At 69.4% G+C, this 21,861-nt stretch carries 25 protein-coding genes; 11 read left to right on the top strand and 14 right to left on the bottom strand.

Annotated features, from left to right (window positions below; translation table 11 throughout):
* Position 1: 1 nt before the first annotated feature.
* Together AB0H56_RS14845 and AB0H56_RS14840 are read right to left on the bottom strand one after the other, a co-directional pair.
* Positions 2–661, bottom strand: a complete 660-nt coding sequence (locus AB0H56_RS14845; protein ID WP_357162446.1) for an SRPBCC family protein — start codon at positions 659–661, stop codon at positions 2–4.
* A complete protein-coding gene (locus AB0H56_RS14840) occupies positions 658–2,349 on the bottom strand; it encodes a thiamine pyrophosphate-binding protein (protein WP_357162443.1) in 1,692 nt (563 codons plus the stop codon). The genes AB0H56_RS14845 and AB0H56_RS14840 overlap by 4 nt, the downstream gene beginning before the upstream one ends.
* 151 nt (positions 2,350–2,500) lie before the next feature.
* Here AB0H56_RS14840 and AB0H56_RS14835 point away from each other — a divergent pair, with 151 nt between their 5' ends.
* From AB0H56_RS14835 to AB0H56_RS14825, 3 genes are all read left to right on the top strand, one after another.
* Positions 2,501–3,028, top strand: a complete 528-nt coding sequence (locus AB0H56_RS14835) for an EXLDI protein (RefSeq protein WP_357162440.1) — start codon at positions 2,501–2,503, stop codon at positions 3,026–3,028.
* Between the two features lie 116 nt (positions 3,029–3,144).
* On the top strand, positions 3,145–4,104 hold the full coding sequence (locus AB0H56_RS14830; RefSeq protein ID WP_357162437.1) for an ATP-binding cassette domain-containing protein: 960 nt from the start codon (positions 3,145–3,147) through the stop codon (positions 4,102–4,104).
* Complete coding sequence (locus AB0H56_RS14825; RefSeq protein ID WP_357162434.1) at positions 4,101–4,880, top strand: ABC transporter permease; 780 nt, start codon at positions 4,101–4,103, stop codon at positions 4,878–4,880. The genes AB0H56_RS14830 and AB0H56_RS14825 overlap by 4 nt, the downstream gene beginning before the upstream one ends.
* Before the next feature lie 54 nt (positions 4,881–4,934).
* Here the strand turns inward: AB0H56_RS14825 and AB0H56_RS14820 are convergent, their stop codons facing one another.
* The 3 genes from AB0H56_RS14820 to AB0H56_RS14810 form a co-directional block, all read right to left on the bottom strand.
* Complete coding sequence (locus tag AB0H56_RS14820) at positions 4,935–5,633, bottom strand: zf-HC2 domain-containing protein (RefSeq protein WP_357162432.1); 699 nt, start codon at positions 5,631–5,633, stop codon at positions 4,935–4,937.
* Complete coding sequence (locus tag AB0H56_RS14815) at positions 5,630–6,139, bottom strand: sigma-70 family RNA polymerase sigma factor (RefSeq protein ID WP_357162429.1); 510 nt, start codon at positions 6,137–6,139, stop codon at positions 5,630–5,632. Before AB0H56_RS14815 ends, AB0H56_RS14820 begins: the two co-directional genes overlap by 4 nt.
* A 69-nt stretch (positions 6,140–6,208) precedes the next feature.
* A complete protein-coding gene (locus tag AB0H56_RS14810) occupies positions 6,209–6,850 on the bottom strand; it encodes a YqgE/AlgH family protein (protein WP_357162426.1) in 642 nt (213 codons plus the stop codon).
* 106 nt (positions 6,851–6,956) lie between these two features.
* Here AB0H56_RS14810 and AB0H56_RS14805 point away from each other — a divergent pair, with 106 nt between their 5' ends.
* Entirely contained in the window at positions 6,957–7,706 is a 750-nt protein-coding gene (locus AB0H56_RS14805; RefSeq protein WP_357162424.1) for a 1-acyl-sn-glycerol-3-phosphate acyltransferase, read from the top strand.
* On the opposite strand, the gene AB0H56_RS14800 is transcribed toward AB0H56_RS14805, so the two are convergent.
* Positions 7,700–8,011 (bottom strand): GNAT family N-acetyltransferase, encoded by a 312-nt coding sequence (locus AB0H56_RS14800; protein WP_357162421.1) that lies wholly within the window; start codon positions 8,009–8,011, stop codon positions 7,700–7,702. The two genes, AB0H56_RS14805 and AB0H56_RS14800, sit on opposite strands and share 7 nt — an antisense overlap.
* Positions 8,012–8,044: 33 nt before the next feature.
* Between AB0H56_RS14800 and AB0H56_RS14795 the strand changes: the two genes are divergently transcribed.
* The gene (locus AB0H56_RS14795; protein WP_357162418.1) at positions 8,045–9,169 is read left to right on the top strand and encodes a glycerate kinase; all 1,125 of its coding nucleotides are present in this window, start codon (positions 8,045–8,047) and stop codon (positions 9,167–9,169) included.
* 4 nt (positions 9,170–9,173) lie between these two features.
* Here the strand turns inward: AB0H56_RS14795 and AB0H56_RS14790 are convergent, their stop codons facing one another.
* A complete protein-coding gene (locus tag AB0H56_RS14790; protein ID WP_357162415.1) occupies positions 9,174–9,551 on the bottom strand; it encodes a helix-turn-helix domain-containing protein in 378 nt (125 codons plus the stop codon).
* 144 nt (positions 9,552–9,695) lie between these two features.
* Here AB0H56_RS14790 and AB0H56_RS14785 point away from each other — a divergent pair, with 144 nt between their 5' ends.
* Positions 9,696–10,577, top strand: a complete 882-nt coding sequence (locus AB0H56_RS14785; protein ID WP_357162412.1) for an NAD(P)-binding domain-containing protein — start codon at positions 9,696–9,698, stop codon at positions 10,575–10,577.
* Between the two features lie 45 nt (positions 10,578–10,622).
* Here AB0H56_RS14785 and AB0H56_RS14780 read toward each other — a convergent pair whose 3' ends face one another.
* From AB0H56_RS14780 to AB0H56_RS14770, 3 genes are read right to left on the bottom strand one after another with little or no spacing between them, the layout of a single operon-like run.
* Positions 10,623–10,859, bottom strand: coding sequence for a helix-turn-helix transcriptional regulator (locus AB0H56_RS14780; RefSeq protein ID WP_357162409.1), 237 nt, complete (start codon positions 10,857–10,859; stop codon positions 10,623–10,625).
* On the bottom strand, positions 10,849–11,685 hold the full coding sequence (locus tag AB0H56_RS14775; protein ID WP_357162406.1) for an ABC transporter permease: 837 nt from the start codon (positions 11,683–11,685) through the stop codon (positions 10,849–10,851). Before AB0H56_RS14775 ends, AB0H56_RS14780 begins: the two co-directional genes overlap by 11 nt.
* Positions 11,682–12,611: an ABC transporter ATP-binding protein gene (locus AB0H56_RS14770; RefSeq protein ID WP_357162403.1), complete on the bottom strand. Its 930-nt coding sequence runs from the start codon at positions 12,609–12,611 to the stop codon at positions 11,682–11,684. The genes AB0H56_RS14775 and AB0H56_RS14770 overlap by 4 nt, the downstream gene beginning before the upstream one ends.
* 180 nt (positions 12,612–12,791) lie before the next feature.
* Between AB0H56_RS14770 and AB0H56_RS14765 the strand changes: the two genes are divergently transcribed.
* Positions 12,792–13,238 (top strand): nitroreductase family deazaflavin-dependent oxidoreductase, encoded by a 447-nt coding sequence (locus AB0H56_RS14765; RefSeq protein WP_357162400.1) that lies wholly within the window; start codon positions 12,792–12,794, stop codon positions 13,236–13,238.
* Here AB0H56_RS14765 and aroQ read toward each other — a convergent pair.
* Both aroQ and AB0H56_RS14755 read right to left on the bottom strand, forming a co-directional pair.
* The gene (gene aroQ, locus AB0H56_RS14760; RefSeq protein WP_357162397.1) at positions 13,235–13,681 is read right to left on the bottom strand and encodes a type II 3-dehydroquinate dehydratase; all 447 of its coding nucleotides are present in this window, start codon (positions 13,679–13,681) and stop codon (positions 13,235–13,237) included. The two genes, AB0H56_RS14765 and aroQ, sit on opposite strands and share 4 nt — an antisense overlap.
* Positions 13,682–13,696: 15 nt before the next feature.
* Positions 13,697–14,266, bottom strand: a complete 570-nt coding sequence (locus tag AB0H56_RS14755) for a hypothetical protein (protein ID WP_357162394.1) — start codon at positions 14,264–14,266, stop codon at positions 13,697–13,699.
* Positions 14,267–14,707: 441 nt separating this feature from the next.
* Here AB0H56_RS14755 and AB0H56_RS14750 point away from each other — a divergent pair, with 441 nt between their 5' ends.
* Positions 14,708–16,345, top strand: a complete 1,638-nt coding sequence (locus AB0H56_RS14750) for an NTF2-like N-terminal transpeptidase domain-containing protein (protein ID WP_357162391.1) — start codon at positions 14,708–14,710, stop codon at positions 16,343–16,345.
* 85 nt (positions 16,346–16,430) lie between these two features.
* Positions 16,431–16,787 (top strand): DUF3054 domain-containing protein, encoded by a 357-nt coding sequence (locus tag AB0H56_RS14745; RefSeq protein ID WP_357162388.1) that lies wholly within the window; start codon positions 16,431–16,433, stop codon positions 16,785–16,787.
* Here the strand turns inward: AB0H56_RS14745 and AB0H56_RS14740 are convergent.
* Both AB0H56_RS14740 and AB0H56_RS14735 read right to left on the bottom strand, forming a co-directional pair.
* Positions 16,784–17,866 (bottom strand): YbhN family protein, encoded by a 1,083-nt coding sequence (locus AB0H56_RS14740; RefSeq protein WP_357162385.1) that lies wholly within the window; start codon positions 17,864–17,866, stop codon positions 16,784–16,786. The two genes, AB0H56_RS14745 and AB0H56_RS14740, sit on opposite strands and share 4 nt — an antisense overlap.
* A gap of 4 nt (positions 17,867–17,870) precedes the next feature.
* Entirely contained in the window at positions 17,871–19,391 is a 1,521-nt protein-coding gene (locus tag AB0H56_RS14735) for an adenylate/guanylate cyclase domain-containing protein (protein WP_357162901.1), read from the bottom strand.
* A 72-nt stretch (positions 19,392–19,463) separates the two neighbouring features.
* On the opposite strand from AB0H56_RS14735, the gene AB0H56_RS14730 reads away from it, so the two are divergent.
* Together AB0H56_RS14730 and AB0H56_RS14725 are read left to right on the top strand one after the other, a co-directional pair.
* Complete coding sequence (locus tag AB0H56_RS14730) at positions 19,464–20,696, top strand: AI-2E family transporter (RefSeq protein WP_357162382.1); 1,233 nt, start codon at positions 19,464–19,466, stop codon at positions 20,694–20,696.
* Positions 20,677–21,855, top strand: coding sequence for a DUF5931 domain-containing protein (locus AB0H56_RS14725; protein WP_357162379.1), 1,179 nt, complete (start codon positions 20,677–20,679; stop codon positions 21,853–21,855). Before AB0H56_RS14730 ends, AB0H56_RS14725 begins: the two co-directional genes overlap by 20 nt.
* Positions 21,856–21,861: the final 6 nt, after the last annotated feature.

Genomic DNA, 21,861 nt, shown 5'->3' with positions numbered 1-21,861 from the left:
TTCATCGCATCCACTCCGGCTTGATCGGCAGCCCGTTCGCCGCGCGGTATTCACAGATGGCCTTGAGGTTGTCCAGCTCGAGCTGGTGCCCGGCGGAGAACATCTCCCAGAAGTCGCCCACCCACACCGGCCGCTTCGGCGGCGCGGTCTCCGGATAGCCGTTCTCGTCGTAGAAGGGGTGCTTGCAGTTCACCCACAGCACCACCGAGCCCGGCTTGTCGAACACCAGCTTCGCGTCGACCACCCGCATCAGATAGATCATCCACAGGTGCTCGGACTGGTCCCAGGCGCAGTGATAGTCGACGGTCATGGCGTCGGCGTTGGCGACGGTTCTGGTGTAGCACTTGGTCGTATCGCCGAGCCGGTCGTAGGACAGCCACAGTCCCGGCTCGTCGGTCTCGGTGAAGCCGCGCAGGCTGTAGGTCCATTCCTCGAGCGAGCGGGTGTCGGCGAGGTATTCGAAGACCTCGCGCGGTGGCGCGGCGATGTAGGTCTGCACCGGGCAGTAGTCGCCGTAGATCTGATCGTGCGGGTACACCGACCGCAGCATGTCCATGATGATCGGCGTGGTGGCTTCCCTGTCGGAATTCTCGATCCGCAGGACGCCGGGGATCACCTCGTCGGGGATGTCGCTGAGGGCGGGTAGGGCGCTGATGGTCACGGTGTACTCCTCGAGGCGTCGATGGTCGACAGAAAGGGCTGGAACGGCGGGATCTCGTCGGGGTCGCACAGGATTTCGAGAAACGACGGGCCGGTGGCCGCGACGCTGTCGCGCAGGGCGCCGGCGAGCTCGCCGGGTTCGGCGACGGTGCGCGCGGGCAGCCCGGGGAACATGGCGGCGATGCCGGGACCGAGCCGTGCGGTGCGGAACCTGTTGAAGCTGTATCGATCTCGGTAGTAGAGCTGTTCTCTGGTGACGCACATGGCGTGTGCGTTGTTGTTGAACACCACGAAGGTGACGGGCAGGTCGTGTTCGACCGCGGTGTGCAGCTCCATTCCGTGCATGTAGAACGAGCCGTCGCCGGCGATCACGATCGTGCGATGCGGACCGTCGGCGGCGTGCCTGCGGGCGAACGCGGACCCGATGCCCGCGCCGAAGGCGTATCCCATGCCACCCATCCCGAGGGCGACGACGAATCGTCCACCCTCGGGCACCCGTAGGTAATGCACCACGGCCGCGCCGGTGTTACCCGCGTCGGCGAAAATATCCGCGCCGCTGGGGAGTTCGCGCTGGATCGCCTCGACGACCGCGCGATACCGCAGCCCGGGGCCGTCGGCCGGCGGCACCGGCATCGGCGTGAGCTGGGCCGCCGCCTCGCCGCGGGCCGGGGCGGTGTCGATCCGCGTGAGCAGGTCGGCGATGGTCGCGGCGAGGTCGGGGGCGTGGAGGTGGTTGGCCGCCGGATGGGGCGGCAGCACTCCGACGCTGAGCACCGGCAGTTCGGTGAGGAGCGCGTCGAGTCCGGCGCGGGCGGTGACCGGCAGGCGGGTGCCGACCAGCAGGCAGGCGCTGGCCGAGCGCAGCGCCTCGAGCAGTTCGGCATGGCCCATGCTGCCCGCCACACCGCGGTAGCCGGGCCCGGTGTTCGGGTACACGTCCTTCGCGTCCGGCGCGAGCCCGATCGAGGCGTCGAGCGCGGCGACGAGGTGGGCCAGCTCGGCCCGGGCGTCATCGCGGGCGACCTGGTCACCGGCGATGATCACGATCTTGCCGGTGCGCCGGGCGGCGGTGAGCTCGTCGGCGAGTTCGGCGGTCGCGCGGTGCCGAGGCCCGCTGTGTGCGGCCGATGGTTCCGCGGCGTTCTCGCGGTGCGGGACATGGATCGGCATCGCTTGTTGCTGAACATCTTTCGGGATCAGCAGGACCGCGGGGCCACCGTCTTTAGCCGCGGCCACCGCCGCCGCGAACTGCTCGGGCAGCTCGGCGGGATCCTCGACGCGCGCGCAGTACCGGCTGACCGTCGCGAACAGCGCTGTCGCGTCGATGGATTCGGCCAGTCCGCTCGAATCCTGGAAGGCGCCGTGGCCTTCGAGGCCGGTCGGCGGCTGCCCGATGAGGGCGAGCACGGGCACCCGCGAGGTGTACGACTCGGCGAGCCCGGCGACCAGGTTCATCGCACCGCCGCCGGACGTGGCGACTACGACGCCGAGCCCGCCGGTGCTGCGTGCGTATCCGTCGGCCATGGTCGCCGCGGAGAACTCGTGCTTGGCGACGATGCCCACCGGCCCGTTCGCGTCGAAGATCGCGTCGTAGACGTCTTCGATGTTGGCGCCGTCGACCCCGAAGAGATGGGTGATCCCCAGATCGGCGATCATGTCCACGAGATAGTCGACCACTCGGCCCGGCATCGGCCCTCCTCCTGACGCGCCCGCCGGGTCCAGCGGACACCGACGGACCGGATCGTCCGTACACGAGGGATACGGGGACGCGCCGAGGACGGTTCACCGGTTCGGAAGATCCCCTCTTGCTTGTACGTATACATCTACGTATAGTGAGTTCATGCCCAACAAGACGATCTATGTTTCCGACGACGACCTGACGCTGTTCCAGCGCGCACAGGAACTCGTCGGCGGGAATCTGTCCGGCGCGGTCGTCACCGCGCTGCGTCGCTTCATCGACCTGGAGGAAGGTCGCCAGGCGGGGTTCGACGAGATCGTCCTGCAGGTGGGCCGCGACGGCGTGCGGCAGGTGCGCTTCCAGGGTTCGCTGCTGGGCGAGTGGCGCGATGTCGGCGACGAGCGCGTGCTCGACCAGAAGGTGTACCGCAGCCGCAAGGGCAAGCTCGTGCTGCACACGCACACGGCACTGTGGAAGGACTACCCGACCGGCGAGGCCGCCGGTGACATGAAGGACTGGAAGTACTGGCGCCGGATGTTCGGCATCGGCGACCGGCCCTGGGACTGGGGCGACTACGAGTACGAGATCCTCGACGACGTCGCGGCGCTGAAGGGGCGCGTCCCCGACAAGCTCTACCGCAAGGTCGAGGACATCTACTCGCATCCGCAGATCGAGGAGCTCGACATCTAGCTCCGTCCGCGACAACCGCACACCGACAACCGAGTACCGCGACCCCGAAGGGGTCGTGTGGATAACTCATGCACTTATTCGCAGTAATGAATGCAATTCTCTGGAAAGGGACGACCATGGTCAACTCGGCCATCACCGCACGCGGCCTGCGCAAGGCCTACGGCGAGCACACGGTCCTCGACGGCATCGACCTCACCGTCGCCGAGGGCACGATCTTCTCCCTGCTCGGCCCCAACGGCGCGGGCAAGACCACCACCGTGCAGATCCTCACCACGCTGATCGGCGCCGACGGCGGGGAGATCACCGTCGGTGGCCACGACGTGGTGACCGGCCGGGACGGGGTGCGCGAGCTCATCGGCGTCACCGGGCAGTTCGCCGCGGTCGACGAACTGCTGACCGGCCGCGAGAACCTGCACCTGATGGGCGATCTCAATCATCTGCCCCGCCGCGAGACCAGTCGCCTCGCCGCCGAACTGCTCGACCGGTTCGACCTGATCGAGGCGGCCGACAAGCCGGCGAGCACCTACTCCGGCGGCATGACCCGGCGGCTCGACCTGGCCATGACGCTGGTCGGCGACCCGCGGGTGATCTTCCTCGACGAGCCGACCACCGGCCTCGATCCGCGCAGCCGCCGCGCCATCTGGGACATCATCCGCACCCTGGTCGACGATCGCGGCGTCACGGTCTTCCTCACCACCCAGTACCTCGAGGAAGCCGACCAGCTGGCCGACCGCATCGCCGTGCTCGACCACGGCAGCATCGTCGCCGAGGGCACCGCGGCCGAACTCAAGCGCCTGATCCCCGGCGGGCACATCCGCATCGACTTCGCCGATCAGCAGGCCATGGCCGCCGCCCAGTACGCGTTCGGCTCGGCCGCGCGCGTGCTCGACGGCGGCGACGGGCTCACCCTCGCCGTGCCGAGCGACGGCGGCGTGCGCTCGCTGCGCGCGGTGCTCGACCTGCTCGATGCCGAGAACATCGAAGCGGGCGGCATCTCCGTGCACACCCCGAATCTCGACGACGTCTTCCTCACCCTCACCGGCCGCGCCACCACCGAGCAGGAGTCCCTGGCATGAGTACACAGACCGTTTCCGGCCACGCAATGGCTGACACCATGACGATGTTGCGGCGCAACATCATCCACGCCAAGCGCTATCCGAGCATGGTGTTCGGCATCCTCATCATGCCGACCGTGCTGCTGCTGGTGTTCAACTTCGTTTTCGGTGGGGCACTGGAGAAGTCCTCCGGTGGTGAGTACATCGACTACCTGGCGCCGGGCATGCTGCTGTTGCTGCCCGCGTACATGACGGTCTCGGTGGCGGTCTCCATCGCCACCGACAAGAGCAAGGGCATCGTGAATCGCTTTCGGGTGATGGCGATCTCGCAGTCCTCGATGCTCACGGGGCACGTCATCGGCACGCTCATCCAGGCGTTCGGCGGCATGGCCGTGATGACCGGTGTCGCGCTGCTGATCGGCTTCCGGCCGAACGCGAACCCGCTCGAATGGGTGGCCGCGCTCGGCCTGCTCATGCTGGTGACCTTCGCCTTCGCCTGGCTGGCCATCGCGCTCGGCCTGCTCTCGCCCAACCCCGAAAGCGCCAGCAACGCACCGTTTCCGATCGTGATGATGCCGTTCCTCGGCAGCGGTCTGGTGGCCACCGACACCATGCCGATCGGCCTGCGCCAGTTCGCCGAATACCAGCCGTTCACCCCCATCACCGAGACCCTGCGCGGCCTGCTGATGGGCACCGAGATCGGCGTCAACGGCTGGGTCTCGCTGGGCTGGTGCGTGGTGATCGCGGGCGGCGGTTACCTGTGGTCCAAGTCGATCTTCCGCAAGCAAGCGGACTGATCACGCGACACAGCGATCCGGTCACCCCGCGCGGGGTGACCGGATCGTCGGCGTTCAGACCTGGGCGACCAGGACGGTGCGCCCGGAATCCACCGACGTGATCTCCACGGCGTCGATCGATTCCGGCGCGGCGTCGATCGTGCGGTCGACCGTGAGTTCGGTGCCGGGCCCGGCGGGCCACCGGTCCAACGGCATTCGCTCACCGGCCACGGTGACGACAAGGCCGTACTCGTAGGCGGCGCCGTAGCCGTAGTCGGCGCCGCCGTAGCGGCAGGTCATCACCAGCCGGGTGCGGTCGCCGTCGCGGACCAGTTTCACCTCGGCGGTGATGGGGGTCTGCTCGACAGCGCGCATCTGCTGCTGGGCGACGACCTGTTCGGTGGGGGAATCGGACCTGGCGACCGTCATCGTCACCGGCACGGCGATCGCCACCGTCGCCGCGACCGCGGCCACCGCGCTGCCGATGCCGATCCAGCGGGTACGCCGCCTGCGTTTCGCGGCCGCCGCCGCGAGGGACGGGAGCAGATCGGGAGCCCTTGGTGGCGCCGGCTCGGTGGATTCGCTCATCGACAGCGCGGTGTCGCGGTCGACCAGCGCGAGCATGCCGGGCAGCCCGGCCAGCTCGGCGACGGCGTTCTGGCAGTGCGGGCAGTCGCGCAGATGGGCTTCGTATTCGCGGCGCTCGGCGGCGCCGAGGGAACCGAGCACGTAGGCGGCGTCCCAGGTGCTGTACTCGTCGGCGAGATCGGTCATCTGGTGGTCACCCCCATCTCCTGTAAGGCCAGGCGCATCGCGCGCATGCCGTAGTGCAGCCGGGATTTCACGGTGCCCGGCGGGATGCCGAGCTCGTCGGCGATCTGCTGCATGCCGAGCCCGCGATAGTAGGCGCGCACGATCACCTCGCGGTGATCCGGGCTCAGTGTGCTGAGCGCGTCGGCGACCAGCCAGCCGTCCAGCGCCCGGTCGGACTGGTCGGGACTCACCTGCTCCGGTGGCGTGTCGGTGCCGAACTCGCGGCGGTGGCGGGCGCTGCGGTGCTCGTCGACGGCGAGGTTACGCGCCACGGTGAAAAGCCATGCGCGCGGCGAGGTTTCGGTCTGTTCCAGCACCGCGGGCCGCTGCCAGGCCCGCAGCAGCGTCTCCTGGACGATGTCCTCGGCCCGGCCCGGGTCGTGGGTGATGCCGAGGGTGAAGCGCCACAGGGCGGGCGCGTGCTCGGCGTAGAGCGCGCGCATCAGTTCGTCGCGACCGTCGTCCATCGGCGGCCGTGCTCACTGCTCGTCGATATTCATGGGTGTCACTCCTGCCTGTTCGAAGGAGTAACGGGGTCAGTTGCGCTCGAGTTCAATCGGATGCGTGGCCAGCAGGGCCAGCGGCAGCGGCTGACGGCGCAACACCGCCGCCCACAGATCGTGCTGATCGGTGGCGAGCGGGTCCGACGGCAGCGCCGAGACCACGACCCAGTCGTCGTTGTCGAGTTCGCCGTCGAGCTGACCCATCGACCAGCCCGCGTATCCGGCGAAGATCCGGATGCCCTCCACGAGCGGCCCGATCTCGGCCGGATCGGCGTCCAGGTCGACGAGCACCACCCGGCCGTCGACCCGCAGCAGCCCGCGCACGCCCGAGATGTCGGCCCCGGTGCGCAGCGTGCCCAGGCACAGCGCCGCGTCGCGTTTGACCGGCCCGCCGATGTACAGGTCGGTCGGCTCGGCGGCCAGCGCGCTCCAGGCGGGGAGCACATCGCGCACCGGGGTCTCGCTCGGCCGGTTCAGGACCACGCCGAGGCTGCCCGCGTCGTTGTGCTCGATGACGTACACCACCGTGCGCCGGAAGGTCGGTTCCACCAGGTCGATCGCCGACACCAGCAGGTTGCCGGCGCGCACGCCCACCGCGGGTTGCCCGCGCCGCCGGTCATCGCCGTGCCCGTCGCGAGTCCGGCGCTCGTCCGGGTCGTCTCCGCGTGGTGCCACCGAGCCATCATCGCACTGGACGGGCGTCGCGCGCTCCCCGGCGAGGGCCCGGAACCGGAAAATTTCTCCTCCGACCGGCCGCGGGCGCGCCCGGTAGGGTCGCGGCATGCACTCGCCCGAGGTTCTGCTCGAAGACAGCGACGCCGTGTACGACTACTACCTGCGACATCAGCAGAATCGCTGGAAGGCGCTCGCGTCCTATGCCGTGCTGGCCCGCCGTTTCCGGCCGAGGGTGAGCTTCGCCGAGGGCGCGAAACAGCAGTTGAAGGCCCTGCTCCGCAGCGGACGTCCGGTGATCTACGCCATCAACCACCTCTCCACCAGCGATCCCTACACCGTCGCGGCGACGGCATGGCGCTCCCCGCTGCGCGCGAAGATCGGGCGGGTGCGGGTGCTGGCCAAGGACGAGCTGTTCCTCGACCCGGAGCAGCGCCGCAAGGTGGACATGATGGGCGGGATCCCGGTCTTCCGTGGCAAGGACCACGGCATCAGGGCGGTCAACGCCGCCGGTCAGCGCATGATGGATGTCTGCGCGCAGCGGTTGGCCGCCGGTGACCACCTGGCGATCTTCCCCGAGGGCACCTGCAACGACGTCGATCCGGCGAAGGTGCAGGCCGTCGGCAGCGGGATCGGGCACATCGCCTTCCGCGCGGCCAAGCTGGACGCGCCGCCCGCGCTGGTGGCGCTGGCGATGAGCTACGGCCCGCACCTGGAACCGGCCGCCGAGCAGGCGCGCTCGGCGCACTTCCACTTCCGCGCGCCGGTGCTCGAGCTGCCGCAGCGGCCCGCCGACATCGCCCGCCTCGTCAAGGAGGAACTACAGCTCGCCGTCGACGCCGCCGTCGCCGGTTACTGAGGCAGTCCGAACAGGGCCCTGGCCCGCTGCGGCACCAGTGCGATGTAATCGGGGTGGGTCGTGATGAAGTGCAGGACCACCGGACACAGCGGCAGCGCCTCGAATCCCTCGCCGCGGCTGGCGTCCAGGGCATGCTTGACCAGCACGTTGGCCAGGCCCTGCCCTTCGAATCGGGGAAAGACCTCGGTGTGCACGAGGGCGCGTTCGGCCCCGGTGTCCTGATACTCGATGTAACCGGCGGGCACCCCGTCGGCCGTGAGTTCGAACCGCTCGAGCGCGGCATTTTTCCGGACCTCGGTCGCCATGCGTCGAAACTACTGGAAGGGGACAATGTCGGGATGACCGATGGACCACGTGTGGTGCTCGCCCCGGACAAGTTCAAGGGTTCCCTCACCGCGCCCGAGGTCGCCACGGCCCTGGCGGCCGGGATCCGGCGCGCCGACCCCGCCGCCGACGTGCGCTGCGTGCCGGTCGCCGACGGCGGCGACGGGATGGTCGACGCCTTCGTCGCGGCGGGCTGGCGCCGGGTGGAGGTGGCGGCTCCCGGCCCGGTCGGCGAGCCGTCGCGCGCGGTGTACGCCGTGCACGAGCGGACCGCCGTCGTCGAGCTGGCCGCCGCCGTCGGCGCGGCGAAACTGCGCGGCAGGCTCGATCCGCTGCGCGCGAACACCTACGGCCTCGGCGTCGTCATCGCGCACGCGCTGGACAACGGGGCCGAGGAGATCGTGCTCGGCCTCGGCGGCAGCGCCTCCACCGACGGCGGTTCCGGCCTGCTGCGCGCCCTGGGGCTGCGGCTGCTCGATCACGACGGCGTCGAATTGGACGGCGCGACCAGCGATGTCGTCACCCTGCTCGGCGATGTGGCCTCGGTCGACCGGGCCGGGCTGCATCCGGCGATCGCGCGGACCAGCTTCACCCTCGCCTGCGACGTGGACAATCCGCTGCTCGGGCCCGCGGGCGCCGTCGCGGTGTTCGCGCCGCAGAAGGGCGCAGGGCCCAAGCAGATGCTCGCGCTGGAAGCCGCGCTCACCAACTGGGCGGCCGTGCTCGGCACCGGCTACGCCGAGATCGGCGGCGCGGGCGCGGCGGGCGGCACCGGCTTCGGTGTGCTGGCCGTGCTCGGCGCCCAGGTGCGCAGCGGCATCGACGTGCTGCTGGAGCTGCTGGAATTCCCCGACCTGGTCGGCGGTGCCGCGCTGGTGGTGACCGGGGAGGGCTCGCTGGATCATCAGAGCATGCACGGCAAGGCGCCGGTCGGTGTCGCCGCGGCGGCCAAGGCGGCCGGCGTGCCGGTGGTCGCCGCGGTGGGGCGGACGCTGTTGTCGCCGGGGGAGATCCGGGCCGCCGGGTTCGCCGGGTGCTACGCCCTGAGCGACCTCGAACCCGACCCCGGCCTGTCGATCGCGCACGCGGCGGCGCTGCTCGAGCGCGTCGGCGAGCGCATCGCGGCCGAGCGCTGGTAGCGGCTCAGATCGCGATGCTGGTGGCCGGGCGCGGCGGCGCGGGAACCGGGGCCGGGGCGGACAGTTCCGCGCGGTGGGCGTCACCCCACTGTTCGAGCGGGACCAGCGCCTGGCGCAGGGTCTCGCCCAGCGCGGTGAGCGAGTACTCGACGCGCGGCGGGATCTCGGGATAGATCTCGCGATGCACCACGCCGGTGCTCTCCAGGTGTCGCAGGTTCTCGGCGAGCACCTTCTCGCTCACGCCGTCGAGCATCCGCCGGATCTGGCCGAACCGCTGCGGGCCGTCGCCGAGCACCCACATCAGGTGCAGTCGCCACTTGCCGCCGACGACGTCGATGGCCAAACTCATGCCGCACACATCGTGATCTACGTCACTGCTCATCTTCGGGGCGCCCTTCTGACCGTATTTCGAACCTCTGGGTAAGCAACCGCACGTCGACGTTCGGTCTTCCCCGACGATACCGACGCGACCACCATGGATCTCGGCGCCGAACCAGCAAGCAACGAGAACCGAAGGGACAACCCCATGTCCGAGCAGAACACCACCCGCTCCGTCTCCGTGCTCGGCCTCGGCCCGATGGGCCAGGCCATGGTGCGCGCCTTCCTGGACGCAGGCGTCGAGGTGACGGTGTGGAACCGCAGCACCGCCAAGGTCGACGCCATGGTGGCGCTCGGCGCCAAGCGCGCCGAGACGGTCGCCGAGGCGCTGGCCGCCAACGAGGTGTCGGTCCTGAGCCTGACCCACTACGCCGCCATGTACGACGTCCTCGGCCAGGCGCCGGAAGCATTGGCGGGCAAGGTGATCGCCAACCTGTCCTCCGATTCGCCGGAGAAGGCGCGGGCAGGCGCGGCCTGGGTCCGTGAGCGCGGCGCCGAGTTCCTCTCCGGTGGCGTGATGTCGGCGGGCGACAACATCGTGCACCCCGCGTCCTACATCTTCTACAGCGGCCCGAAGGCGGTCTTCGACGCGCACGCCGAGCTGCTGCGCCCGCTGAGCCCGCAGGAATACCTCGGCGCCGACGACGGCCTGGCCCAGATCTACTACCAGGCGCTGCTGACCATCTTCCACCCCTGGCTGCTGGCCTTCGACCAGGCCAGCGCGGTGATCGCGAAGTCCGGTCACGACATCGCCGGTTTCGTCCCGTTCGCGATCCGCGCGAACGAGGCCTTCCCGTTCTTCATGACCGAGTTCTCGAAGGCCAACGCGGCCGGTGGCTGGGCCGACCTGGCCCAGCTGAAGATGATGGACGCCGGCGCGCAGCACATCATCGACGCCAGCGAGGAAGTCGGCGTCGACGCGGGTTTCTCGCACCTGGCCCAGTCGTACTGGCGCAAGGCCATCGCCGCCAGCGAGGCCGCGGGCAGGGCGGTCTCCACCTTCGAGCTGATCCGCGACGGGCAGCGCTGACACCACGGACGAAACCGCCCGGCATCGGCTGCCGGGCGGTTCGTCTCACGCGGTCTCGGCGCCGAGCCGGGGAAACGGCTCGATGGCGAACACCACCTCCACCGCCACCTCGAAGTAGGCCGCGATCCGCAGGGCGAGATGCAGGCTGGGGCTGTATTCGCCCCGCTCGAGGTAGCCGACGGTCTGATAGTGCACCCCCAGCGCCTCGGCCAGGTCCCGCCGCGAGATGCCACGTTCGGCACGCAGCATCGCGATGCGGTTGTAGATGACCTCAGAAGGCACGCTGCATCGCCTTTTCCTTTCGCGCCGCCATGGTCGCGCCCGACTCGTGCTCGGCCATCCGGCGCAGCACCACCGGTGCGAGCAGCAGTCCGACGACGGCCCAGATACCGAGTACCGCAACGGTTTCCAGGTGACGCCAGGACTGTCCGAGCTCGATGGCCACCGCGTCGGCGGGCAGCAACGCCGAGCGCATGCCGAGACCGAGCCAGTACATCGGGAACACCTGGCCCACCGCCTGCAGCCAGCCGGGCAGCGCGGTGATCGGATAGAAGATGCCGGAGACGGCGATGAGTCCCATCAGCGGCATCGTCAGCAGGAAGGCCGACCTGGTGTCGAGGTAGCTGCCGAGGATCGCGCCGAACGGCAGCACGGCCAGCAGACCGAGCGCGACGACCCACGCGAAGGTCGCCACCGCTCCCGCTCCGCTCAGCGAGGAGCCGCCGATGATCACCATGCCCACCCCGAGCACGATAACGACCTGCGCGAGCACCGAGCCCGCCGTGGCCACGATCTTGCCGACGAAATAGCCGACCATGCCCTTCGGCACCGCCTTCGCGCGCAGCAGCGTGCCGTCCTCGCGGTCCTGCACCAGCACGTTGAGCAGGGCGTACATGCCGTTGAACGCGATGATGCTGCCGAGCAGCCCCGGCACGGCCAGCTCGGCGACCGACAGGCCGCTCTCGCTGTACATCTTGTCGCGCAGCAGGAACAACACGCCGAGGGTGATGGCGGAGGTGAGGAACTGACCGATCAGGTCCGTCGCGTTGGTGAACTGTTGCCGCAGCTCGATCAGGCCGCGGCTGACGCCGATCCGGATCGCGTTCATCGGGTGACCTCCGCGAGAGTGTGGACGGGGGCGGCGTCCTCGCCGGATTCGGCGCGCCGGACCAGCGTCATGTAGGTGTCCTCGAGCGAGGCGCGCCGCACCTCGAGGTCGCCGACCGCCTCGCCGTGCTGCTTGAACAGCTCGTGCACGTACTTGGTCGATTCGGTGGTGGTGTGCACGAACCGCTGCCCGTCGACGGTCCAGCTCACCTGCGCCTCGCCGGCGATCGAGCGGGACAGCTCGTCGGGCGAGCCGTCGGCGATGACGCGACCACCGGCCAGGATCAGGATCCGGTCGGCCAGCTTCTCGGCCTCGTCGAGGTCGTGCGTGGTGAGCAGCACGGTGGTCTCCTCCAGGTCGGCGAGCCGGTGCACCAGATCGTGGAAGTCGCGCCGCGCCGCCGGGTCGAACCCCGCGGTCGGTTCGTCCATGAACAGCAGATCCGGCTTGCCGACGATGCCGATCGCCACATCCAGCCTGCGCCGCTGTCCACCGGACAGGGTCGCGATCTTGGCCTCGGCCAGCTCGGTGAGCCCGACCAACTCGATGAGTTGGTCTGTGTCCCATGGCCGTTGGGTGCGCGCCGTGGCGTAGGGGCGGTAGTAGGCACCCAGGTGGGCGAGCAGCTCGCGCACCCGCCATTTGGCGTGATCACGCCAGGACTGCAGCACCACGCCGATGCGCGCGCGCCACTGCTCGTCACCGTGTTCGGGATCGATCCCCAGCACCTCGACCTGACCGGCCGACCTCCTGCGGAACCCCTCGAGGATCTCGATCGTGGTGGTCTTGCCCGCGCCGTTGGGCCCGAGCATCACGAGCACCTCTCCGCGCCCGGCCTGAAATGTCACGTCGTGCAGCACGTCGGTCTCGGCGTACCGCATCCGTAGTTGTCGGACGTCGAGAACGACGCCGTTGCTCGAAGCCATGATTCCTCCCAGTCATCGACCTTCGATGATATGTAGCATACGTACTACATATCATCGCGGCAATGCTTCGCCCGAATTGGGCATTTCAGAAAACGAGAGCACTGCTCTTGACAACTCGACGCCATGCGCGCATGCTTTTCTCAAACAGAGAGCAGTGCTCACAGTTCGGGAGAGATCAAGATGGACAACGCGACTCGCTACCTCCGCCCCACCGGCTTCGATCCGGTCATGAACAAGATCGCCAATCTGCTGCCCAAGCTGGGCATCAGCGTCGCGGGTTCGCGGCTGCTCGCCGTGCGCGGCCGCAAGAGCGGCGAATGGCGTACCGCGATGGTGAACGTGCTCACCGGCGCCGACGGCGCGCGCTACCTGGTCGCCCCGCGCGGGCACACGCAGTGGGTGCGCAATCTGCGCGCCGCGGGCGAGGGGGAACTGCGCCTGGGCCGCAAGGTCGAAACCTTCACCGCCACCGAGGTCGCCGACGCGGCGAAGATCCCGCTGCTGCGTCTCTACCTGGAGAAGTGGGGCTGGGAGGTCGGCAAGTTCTTCGAGGGCGTCGACAAGAACGCGAGCGACGAACAGCTCGCGGCGATCGCCCCCGGTTTCCCGGTCTTCCGGCTCGCCTAGCGCGTGGCGAGGAACTCGATGGCGGCGGCGTAGCCCTGGATACCGAGGCCCGCGATCACCGCGGTCGCGATCGGGGAGACGAACGAGTGGTGCCGGAACTCCTCGCGCGCGTGCACATTGCTGATGTGCACCTCCACGATCGGCACCTCGGGGATGACGAGCGCGTCGCGCAGGGCCACCGAGGTGTGGGTGAGCCCGCCCGGATTGATCACGATGGCCGACACCCGGCCGCGCGCCTCGTGGATCCGATCGATCAGCGCGCCTTCGTGATTGGACTGGAACGCCACCACCTCGCGCCCGAACCTGGCCGCCGTCCGCTCGCACAGGGCGACCACGTCGTCGAGGGTGTCGGCGCCGTAGATCTGCGGCTGACGAGTGCCGAGCATGTTCAGGTTCGGCCCGTTGAGCACCAGGATCGGACCGGTGGCCTGCACGTTCTCCATGCAGGCCACCTTAATTCACAGGCCGGTCGGGCCCTCCGAGCGCAGGTCGTCGACCTTGCGCATGGCCTCGCGGAGTTCGGCGAGCCAGCTCTCGGCGTGCTTGCCCGCCAGCTTCACCGTCCAGGCCAGCGCGTCGGCGCGGGACCGGGCGACGCCCGCGTCGATCAGGGTGTCGAGGACCTGCCGTTCGGGCTGGCGCAGCCGCGTCATCACCGGAACCGCGAGATGGGTGAACAGGATTCGCTCCCCGTCGAGCCGCACGCCCCAGGCGACGCTGCGGCGATAACGGCGCTGGGCCTCGTCGGCGATCTGCATCCGGGCGGGACGGGTCGACTCGCGCCAGCGGGCGAGCGCGCCCTCCTTCGTGGCCGCCGCGACGGGCGCGCCGTCGGCGGCCTCTGGCGGCGGCAGTTCGCCGACGACCACGATCTCGTCGCGGTCGATCTCGATCTCGGGCGGGCCGGTGAACCAGTCGGCGGGCAATCGCCCGGCGAACCAGTCGGGGGCGTCGGAGGGGTCGGGGAGATCGGCTTGCTGCCAGCCGCCGGGGCGGCCGAATCCGCGTTCGCGATGAGCGTTCCGCATGGCAATCACCTGCAATCTGTGTAGCGCACGTTGCGTTGATTACAAGATTACGCCGATATATGCGTGCTGACTTATGCTCTGCGAGAACGGTGCTTTCGGCTCGGTCCCGATCGGTGGTCACCGGGGTTGAGTGGGGACGGGCCTGGGTATCCTCGCGTTGAATCGCCGGGACGATGCGAGATGCGCACAACCGGGCGGGCCTGCCGGTACGGTTAGCGCGCCAGTTGTTGCCACTGGCTGGGCGAGGTTCGAAATCGGCCCCTCGGCAGGGGGAGATATCGGGCACAATCGAGGTGCTGTGGTCGGGTAGTGGTCCCGTGTTACCGGGGCATCGGAGACGGGTCAACTTCCGGTACGGTGGATTTGTTACCGGAGTGGCAAGAGTGAAGAGTGGGCGATATGGATGTGTGGGGATCCCGCCGCTTTCGGGTCCGGGGCGCAATGGCGATCGCGGGGGTCGCGACCCTCGCCATCGCGCTGTGCTCGTGCGGGGCGGGGGACACGCTCAGTGAGTCCGAATCGGTTGTCCAGCGGTTCACCGACCTGCTCGACGACCAGGACTACGCCAAGGCCGCCGAGCTGACCTCCTACCCCGCCGCCGCTTCGGCAACCATGAAGCAAATGTTCGAGGGTCTGGCGACCGGCACCGTCGACTACGAGAAGACCCAGGTCATCGACCTCGATCCGCAGTCGGCCATTTTCAGCATGGACGTCGCCTGGAACTTCGGTGAGCGCAAGGACTGGACCTATACCCTGCAGGGCACCGTCCGCAAGCTCGCCATCGGCTGGCGCATCACCTGGGAGCCCCAGGTCGTGATGCCGCAGCTCACCGACAATCGCACCGTCAAGCTCGTGCGCACCACCGCGAAGCCGCCGCCGCGGGTGGTCGACATGGCCGGTGAGCCGCTGATGACCGAGCAGATGCTCAATGTCATCAAGATCGATCCCAGCCGGACGGGCGACCTCGTCGGTTCGACGAACGCGCTCGCCGAGGCCATCGAACCGGTCGCGCCGCTGATCACCGGGCCCTCGCTGATGCAGCAGCTGGCCGCGTCGCAGGGGCAGCCGGTGGTCGCGGTCAACCTGCGCGAGGGCGATTTCGCGATCCTCGAGCCGCGGATGGCCAGGATTCCCGGCGTGGTGATGGAGAAGCAGCCCAAGCTGATCTCGGCCGACCGGCGCACCTGGTCGCCCATGCTGGACGCGCTGCGCGAGGTGTGGTTCGACAGCCAGGAGGCCACCGCGGGCTGGGGCGTGCAGATCTTCGAGGCCGACGGCCGGTTCGTCAACCAGGTCGCCGGGTACCAGGGTCCGGCCGGGCCGGACATCTCCGCGACCATGGACCAGCGATTGCAGCGCGCGGCCGAGGACGCGGTGGTCAGCGTCGGCACGCCTGCCTCGGTGGTCGCGATCCAGCCGTCCACCGGCGCGGTCGTCGCGGTCGCGCAGAACAGCTACGCCACCGAGAAGGGGCCGATCGCGTTCACCGGGCTGTACCCGGCGGGCGGCACCATGGAACTGTTCCGCACCGTCGCCGCCGCGACGAAGAACAAAGCGCCGCAGGATGTCTCGGAGCAGGAGGCGGCCGAGGCGGCCACCGCGCTCGGCGTCGGCGTCGACTTCAAGGTGCACGGGCTCGACGAGGTGACCGGCCGGATCGCCGCGCCGGGGCGCAGCACCGAGCAGGTCCGGCAGGGCGCAGGCTCGGACGCGGTCCTGGCCAGTCCGTTCGGCATTGCCATCGCCGCCGCCGCGATCACCCGCGGTTCGGTGGTGCCGCCGATGATCGAGAACGGCAAGCCGAGCACCACCGAGACCCCGGTGCCCGCGCTGCCGCAGGTCGCGGTCGACCGGTTGCGCGCGATGATGCACGAGGGCATCGGCAAGCCGGAGACGGCCGCGCTGCGCGGCTTCCGTGATGTCACCGCGTTCACCGCGACCGGCGGATCCGACGGTTGGCTGCTCGCCGCCATGGGCGATCTGGTCTTCGCTGTGCACATCGCCGACGCCGACAGCGGCGACGCCACCTCGCGCCTCGCGTCCGTTCTGCTGAAATCCCTGGCCACGCCTGAGCCGTAAGCGCGGATGTGCGTGCAGTTGGCGCACTGGTCAGGGGTGGTGGGGCCGCACTGGATGTCGCTCAGCACCGGATAGGCTGCCTGGCGTGAGGAGATTTGCGCCGTTTCTCGTCGATGCCCTGTTGGTGATCGTCTTCTGTGCGATCGGTAGGCGCAGTCACGACGAGGCGGTGCTGGCCGGTCTCCTGAAAACGGTGTGGCCGTTCGGGATCGGGCTGCTCATCGGCTGGGCCGTCGCGGTGTTCATCGCGCGCGGCGCCCGCTTCGACGCGACCGCGCTGTGGCCGAGCGGCATCGTCATCTGGGCGTGCACCCTCGTCGGCGGCATGCTGTTGCGCGCCGTGAGCGGGCAGGGGGTGGCCGTGAGCTTCGTCATCGTGGCGGCCGGTGTGCTCGCGCTGTTCCTGCTCGGCTGGCGCGCGGCGATCCGGGCGCTGCGCTAGATCCTGCGCTGCTGCTTGAACTCCTGCTCGTACTCGTCGTCGTCGGCGTGCGGGGTGCGATAGAGGAACGCGAAGACGATCCAGCCCACGATGGCGACCAGGATGAAGCTCACCAGCCGGTAGACGAACGCGGCCGCCACCGCCTGCGAGGCGGGCAGGCCCGCGCCCGCGGTGAGTCCGTAGATCAGGGTCGCGTCGACGTAGACGATGCCGCCCGGCGCGAACGGAATGGAGCCGACGGCCTTGCCCGCGGTGAACGCGATGAGCAGGCCGGACAGTTTGGGATCGGCGCCGACCGCGTAACAGGCCGCGCCGAGACAGGCCACGTCGGCGAACCGGTGCACCAGCGCCCACACCCCGACCAGCGCGGCGTCCTTCTTGCCCAGGTCCACCGACTCGAGCTGGGCCCTGATCTCGGCCAGCTTGGCGATGCCGTAGCCCGCCGGCTTCTTCCTGATCCGGTTCACCAGCGCGAGCACCCGCTTGAGGATCGCCTCCAGCGTGCCGGGGTGCCTGGCCAGGTAGTTCCCCGCCACGAGCACCACGCCGAGGATCACCACCGAGGCGATGAGCTTGCCGCCGATCTGCGTGCCGACCAGCAGGGCGCCGCCGATGCCGAGCAGCGCCAGCCCGGCCGCGGCCACGACACCGGAGAACACCAGCTGCCAGGACGCCACGATCGGGCTCGCCCCCCAGCGCCGGGTCTGGCGATAGGTGAACGCGGTCGAGAACACCTGACCGGCGGGCAGCGTCACCGACATGGCGGTCGCGCCGTACACCACCGACACCGACTTGCGCTGGCTGACATCCACCCCGCCGGCGTGCAGCAGCTGCTTCTGCACGCGGCCGAACCCGCTCATCGACATCGCCTGCAGCACGATGCACAGCAGCAGCCAGCCCCAATGGATCTCGGTGAGCGTGCGCCAGGATTCGTGCAGCCGCGGCCACAGGTAGACGCCCTCGCCGACGAGCAGAGCGAGCAGCACCGCACCGAGCACCCACTTGACCCACCGGAACCGGCGGCGGCGCTCGGTCGGTGGCGAGGCGGGTTCGCCTGCTAGGTCGCCGTCGGCCGTCACGGTCTCAGCCTAACGAACGCACCTGTTCGCCCTGCTCCTCGTCGGGCGTGGCCATCGCGGGCTTCGGCCAGGCCAGGCGGGTTTTCCTGCGTCTGCCACGCAGTTGGACCTCGTCGCCGGTTTCCCAATGGTCTTGCTCGCTTTCGTCGGCGAAGTAGAGCGCGCTGCCCGAAGCGAGAACGCGGCCGGGTTGATCTTTGGCCAATTCGGTGAGCCGCGACGCCTCGTTGACGGGGTCGCCGATCACGGTGTATTCGAAACGATTTGCGGCGCCGATGTTTCCGGCGACGGCCAGACCGGCCGAGACGCCGATGCCGACGTCGAGGCTGGTCACCTCGCGCAGTGCCTCCCGCAGGTCGCGGGCCGCGGCCAGCGCGGCGCTCGGGGCGTCGGGACGATCCAGCGGCGCGCCGAAGATGGCGAGCGCGGCATCGCCGACGAACTTGTTGACGAAACCGTGGTGGCGGTCGATCACGTCGACCACCACCCGGAAGAACTCGTTGAGCAGGCTGACGACCTCGGTCGGCGGTCGTTCGGCCGCCGCGGCGGTCGAGCCGACCATGTCGACGAACAGCACCGCCACGAACCTGGTCTCACCGCCGAGCTCGGTGCCGTAGTCCAGCGCGCGCTGGGCGACCTCCTCGCCGACGTGCTGGCCGAACAGCTCCTGCAGCTTGCGCCGCTTGGCGGCCTCCTCCATCATCCGGTTGAAACCGACCTGCAGCAGCCCGATCTCGCTGCCGTCGTACACCTCGACCTGCACGTCGCGCGCACCCGCCTGCACCCGGTCGATGGCCTGGGACAGCTGGCGGACCGGGTCGGAGATCGACGATCCGGTGAGCATCGACAGCGCCAGCGCCTGCATGATCACCACGCCGCACAGCAGCAGGATCGAGATGGCCAGCGAGTTCGCCGAGAACTTCACGTCGGAGGAGATCTGGGTGACGCACAGCAGCACGATCGCGATGGTCGGCGCGAAGGTGCCCATGCCCCAGGTCATCGCCATGCGCGTGCCGACGCCGGGGGTGAGGGTGTGGTCGAAGGTGCCCTCGGTGAGCGCCTCGGCGGCGACCGGGCGCAGGATGCGTTCGCCCAGCATGTAGGTGAAGCCGAACACGATGGTCGCGGCCATGCACTCGGTGATGATCACCGCGCCCGCCAGCTCGGGCGATTCCACGATGATCAGCGCCGCCAGGATGCCGCCGCCGATGATCCAGAGCACCAGGTGCACGATCGACTGCCGCAGCGGCACATGCAGGGCCGCCATCTGCTCACGCCTGCTCGGCGGGCCGCCACGCATCTGCCAGCGCATCACCGGCCGCAGCATGAGCGCCGCGGCGAAGATGCTGAGCACCGCTGCGGAGCCGAACACCAGCACCGGCGCGAGCAGCCCCGTCTGGCGCACCGCACCGGCCTCCCCCTCGGGGACCGGCAGACCGTACTGGATGAACGCCCACACCAGTACGGCGCCGAAGGCGTTGGCCAGCAGCACCGACGTCAGATACAGCGGCCAGCGCGTTCGCATGGTCTGTTTGACCGCTTCCAGTGGCGCCGACACGACCACCAATCTAGCGTTCGGACCGATAGGCTCTCTCGGGTGACCGACCAGAAGGTAGATTCCGTGCCGCCGTCCACGCCGTGGCGCGCGGACGCGGAGTCCGTACATCCCCTGGTCCGTAAAGCGGCGGCGTGGAGCTGGCGGCTGCTGATCATCTTCGCCGCGCTGCTCGCGGTCGGCATGCTGGTGCAGAAATTCGCGACCGTGGTGATCCCGCTCGCGATCGCGCTGCTCGCCGCGGCGCTGCTCGCGCCGCTGGTCGACTGGATGCAGCGGGTGGGGATCCCGCGCTCGCTCGGCGTGTTCGTCGCCATGGTCGGGTCGATCGGGCTGCTGGCGGGGATCATGACCTTCGTCGTCGAGCAGTTCGTCGACGGTGTGCCCGGGCTGTCCAACGAGGTCACCAACAGCGTGCACAAGGTGCAGGACTGGCTGATCAACGGCCCGGCGCACCTGAGCGATCAGCAGATCCGCAGCGCGGGCGACACCATCGTGCGCACCATCCAGGACAACCGCGAGGCCCTGACCAGCGGCGCGCTCACCACCGCGACCACGATCGGGCACATCCTCACCGGCGCGTTCCTGATCCTGTTCATCCTGATCTTCTTCCTCTACGGCGGCGATCAGATCTGGCACTTCGTCACCAGGATCATTCCCACCGCGCATCGGGAAAAGGTCCGCACCGCCGGTGAACTGGGCTTCGGCACGCTGGTCGGTTTCGTGCGCGCGACCGTCGCGGTGGCCGCGGTCGACGCGATCGGTATCGGCGCCGGGCTGGCGATCCTGCACGTGCCGCTGGCGCTGCCGCTGGCATCGCTGGTGTTCATCAGCGCGTTCATCCCGATCATCGGCGCGTTCTTCGCCGGGTTCGTCGCGGTGTTCATCGCGCTGGTGACCAAAGGCCTGGTGACGGCGCTGATCGTGCTCGGCATCATCATCGCGGTGATGCAGCTGGAAGGTCATGTGCTGCAGCCGCTGCTGCTCGGACGCGCGGTGAGCATCCATCCGCTGGCCGTGGTGCTGGCGATCGCCGCGGGCCTGGTGGTCGGCGGGATCGCGGGCGCGCTGCTGGCCGTGCCGTTGATCGCGGTCGGCAACACCGCGATCCGGTATCTGCTGGCCGACAGTCCCGACGAGGTGTACGGCGAACTCGCGGGCGGCGAGGACCGCAGGCTCTTCTCCGCCGAGCCGGACAAACCAGAGCCCGGCCGGTTCGACATCACGCGCACGCTGCGCAAGGCGGAGTCCGGCGATGCGGACCCACACAGCTGAGCTGAGCTCGACCGACGCGGCGACCGCGCCCCTGTGGCGGGCCGCCCAGGCCTTCCGGCTGGTCACCCTGCTGTACGCGATCGGCCAGCAGATCGCCTCGGCGCCCTACTATCAGCATCCGCGCCTGAGCTGGGTGCTGATCGCGGTGATGGTCATCTGGTCGGGCACCTCGGCGCTGCTGCTCTCGCAGTGGTATTTCCCCTCCGCGACCGGGCGGATCCGCGGCTGGGTGGTCTTCGGTGACCAGGTGGTGACGGTGCTGTTGATCGCCTCGACCCGGCTCGTCGCCGATTACGGCTGGTACCACGGGCATCAGACCCTGCCGACCACGCTGTGGATCGCGAACTCGGTGATCTCCATGGCGATCCTGCGTGGGCCGGTGGCGGGGGTGGTCGCCGGGCTGGCGATGTCGGCGGTCGTGGTGACCGTGCGCGAACAGTGGGGGCAGGACGTGTGGGGCGACGCGACGGCGCCGGTGCTCGTGTCCGTCGGTCTCGCGCTCGGTCTGGCCGCCAACACCGCGCGCCGCGCCCAGGTGCAGGTCGAGCGGGCGCTGCGGATCACCGCGGCCGCGCAGGAGCGGGAGCGGCTCGCGCGCGAGGTACACGACGGGGTGCTGCAGGTGCTGGCCTTCATCAAGCGGCGCGGCTCCGAGATCGGCGGTCCCGCGACCGAACTGGCCCAGCGCGCCGGAGAACAGGAAGTGGCGTTGCGGGTGCTGCTCTCCGAGCAGGCCGAACTGCCCGACGCCGGCGAGGCGGAGGTGGATCTGCGTCCGCTGCTCACCGCGCAGGCCAGACCGACGGTGACGGTGGCGACGCCGGGCGACCCGGTGCTCGTCGGCCGTTCCGCCGCGCACGAGATCGCCGCCGCCGTCGCCACGGCACTGTCGAACGTCGACCTGCACGCGGGGCCGGACGCGAAAGCCTATGTGCTGCTGGAGGACACCGGTGACATGCTGGTGGTGAGCGTGCGCGACGACGGCGTCGGCATCCCCGCGGGCCGACTGGCGGCGGCGGAAGCCGAAGGGCGGATGGGAGTTTCGCGCTCCATCGTCGGCCGGATCACCGACCTCGGTGGCACGGTCGAACTGCTGAGCGAGGGCGACGACCTCGGCACCGAATGGGAATTCCGGATTCCGCGCCGGCCGGCGCGCTGAGCGAAG

Source organism: Nocardia sp. NPDC050717, from assembly GCF_040654275.1.
GTDB lineage: Bacteria > Actinomycetota > Actinomycetes > Mycobacteriales > Mycobacteriaceae > Nocardia.
The sequence above is the reverse complement of the archived record's forward strand: the minus strand, read 5'-3'. Positions and strand labels throughout refer to the sequence as shown.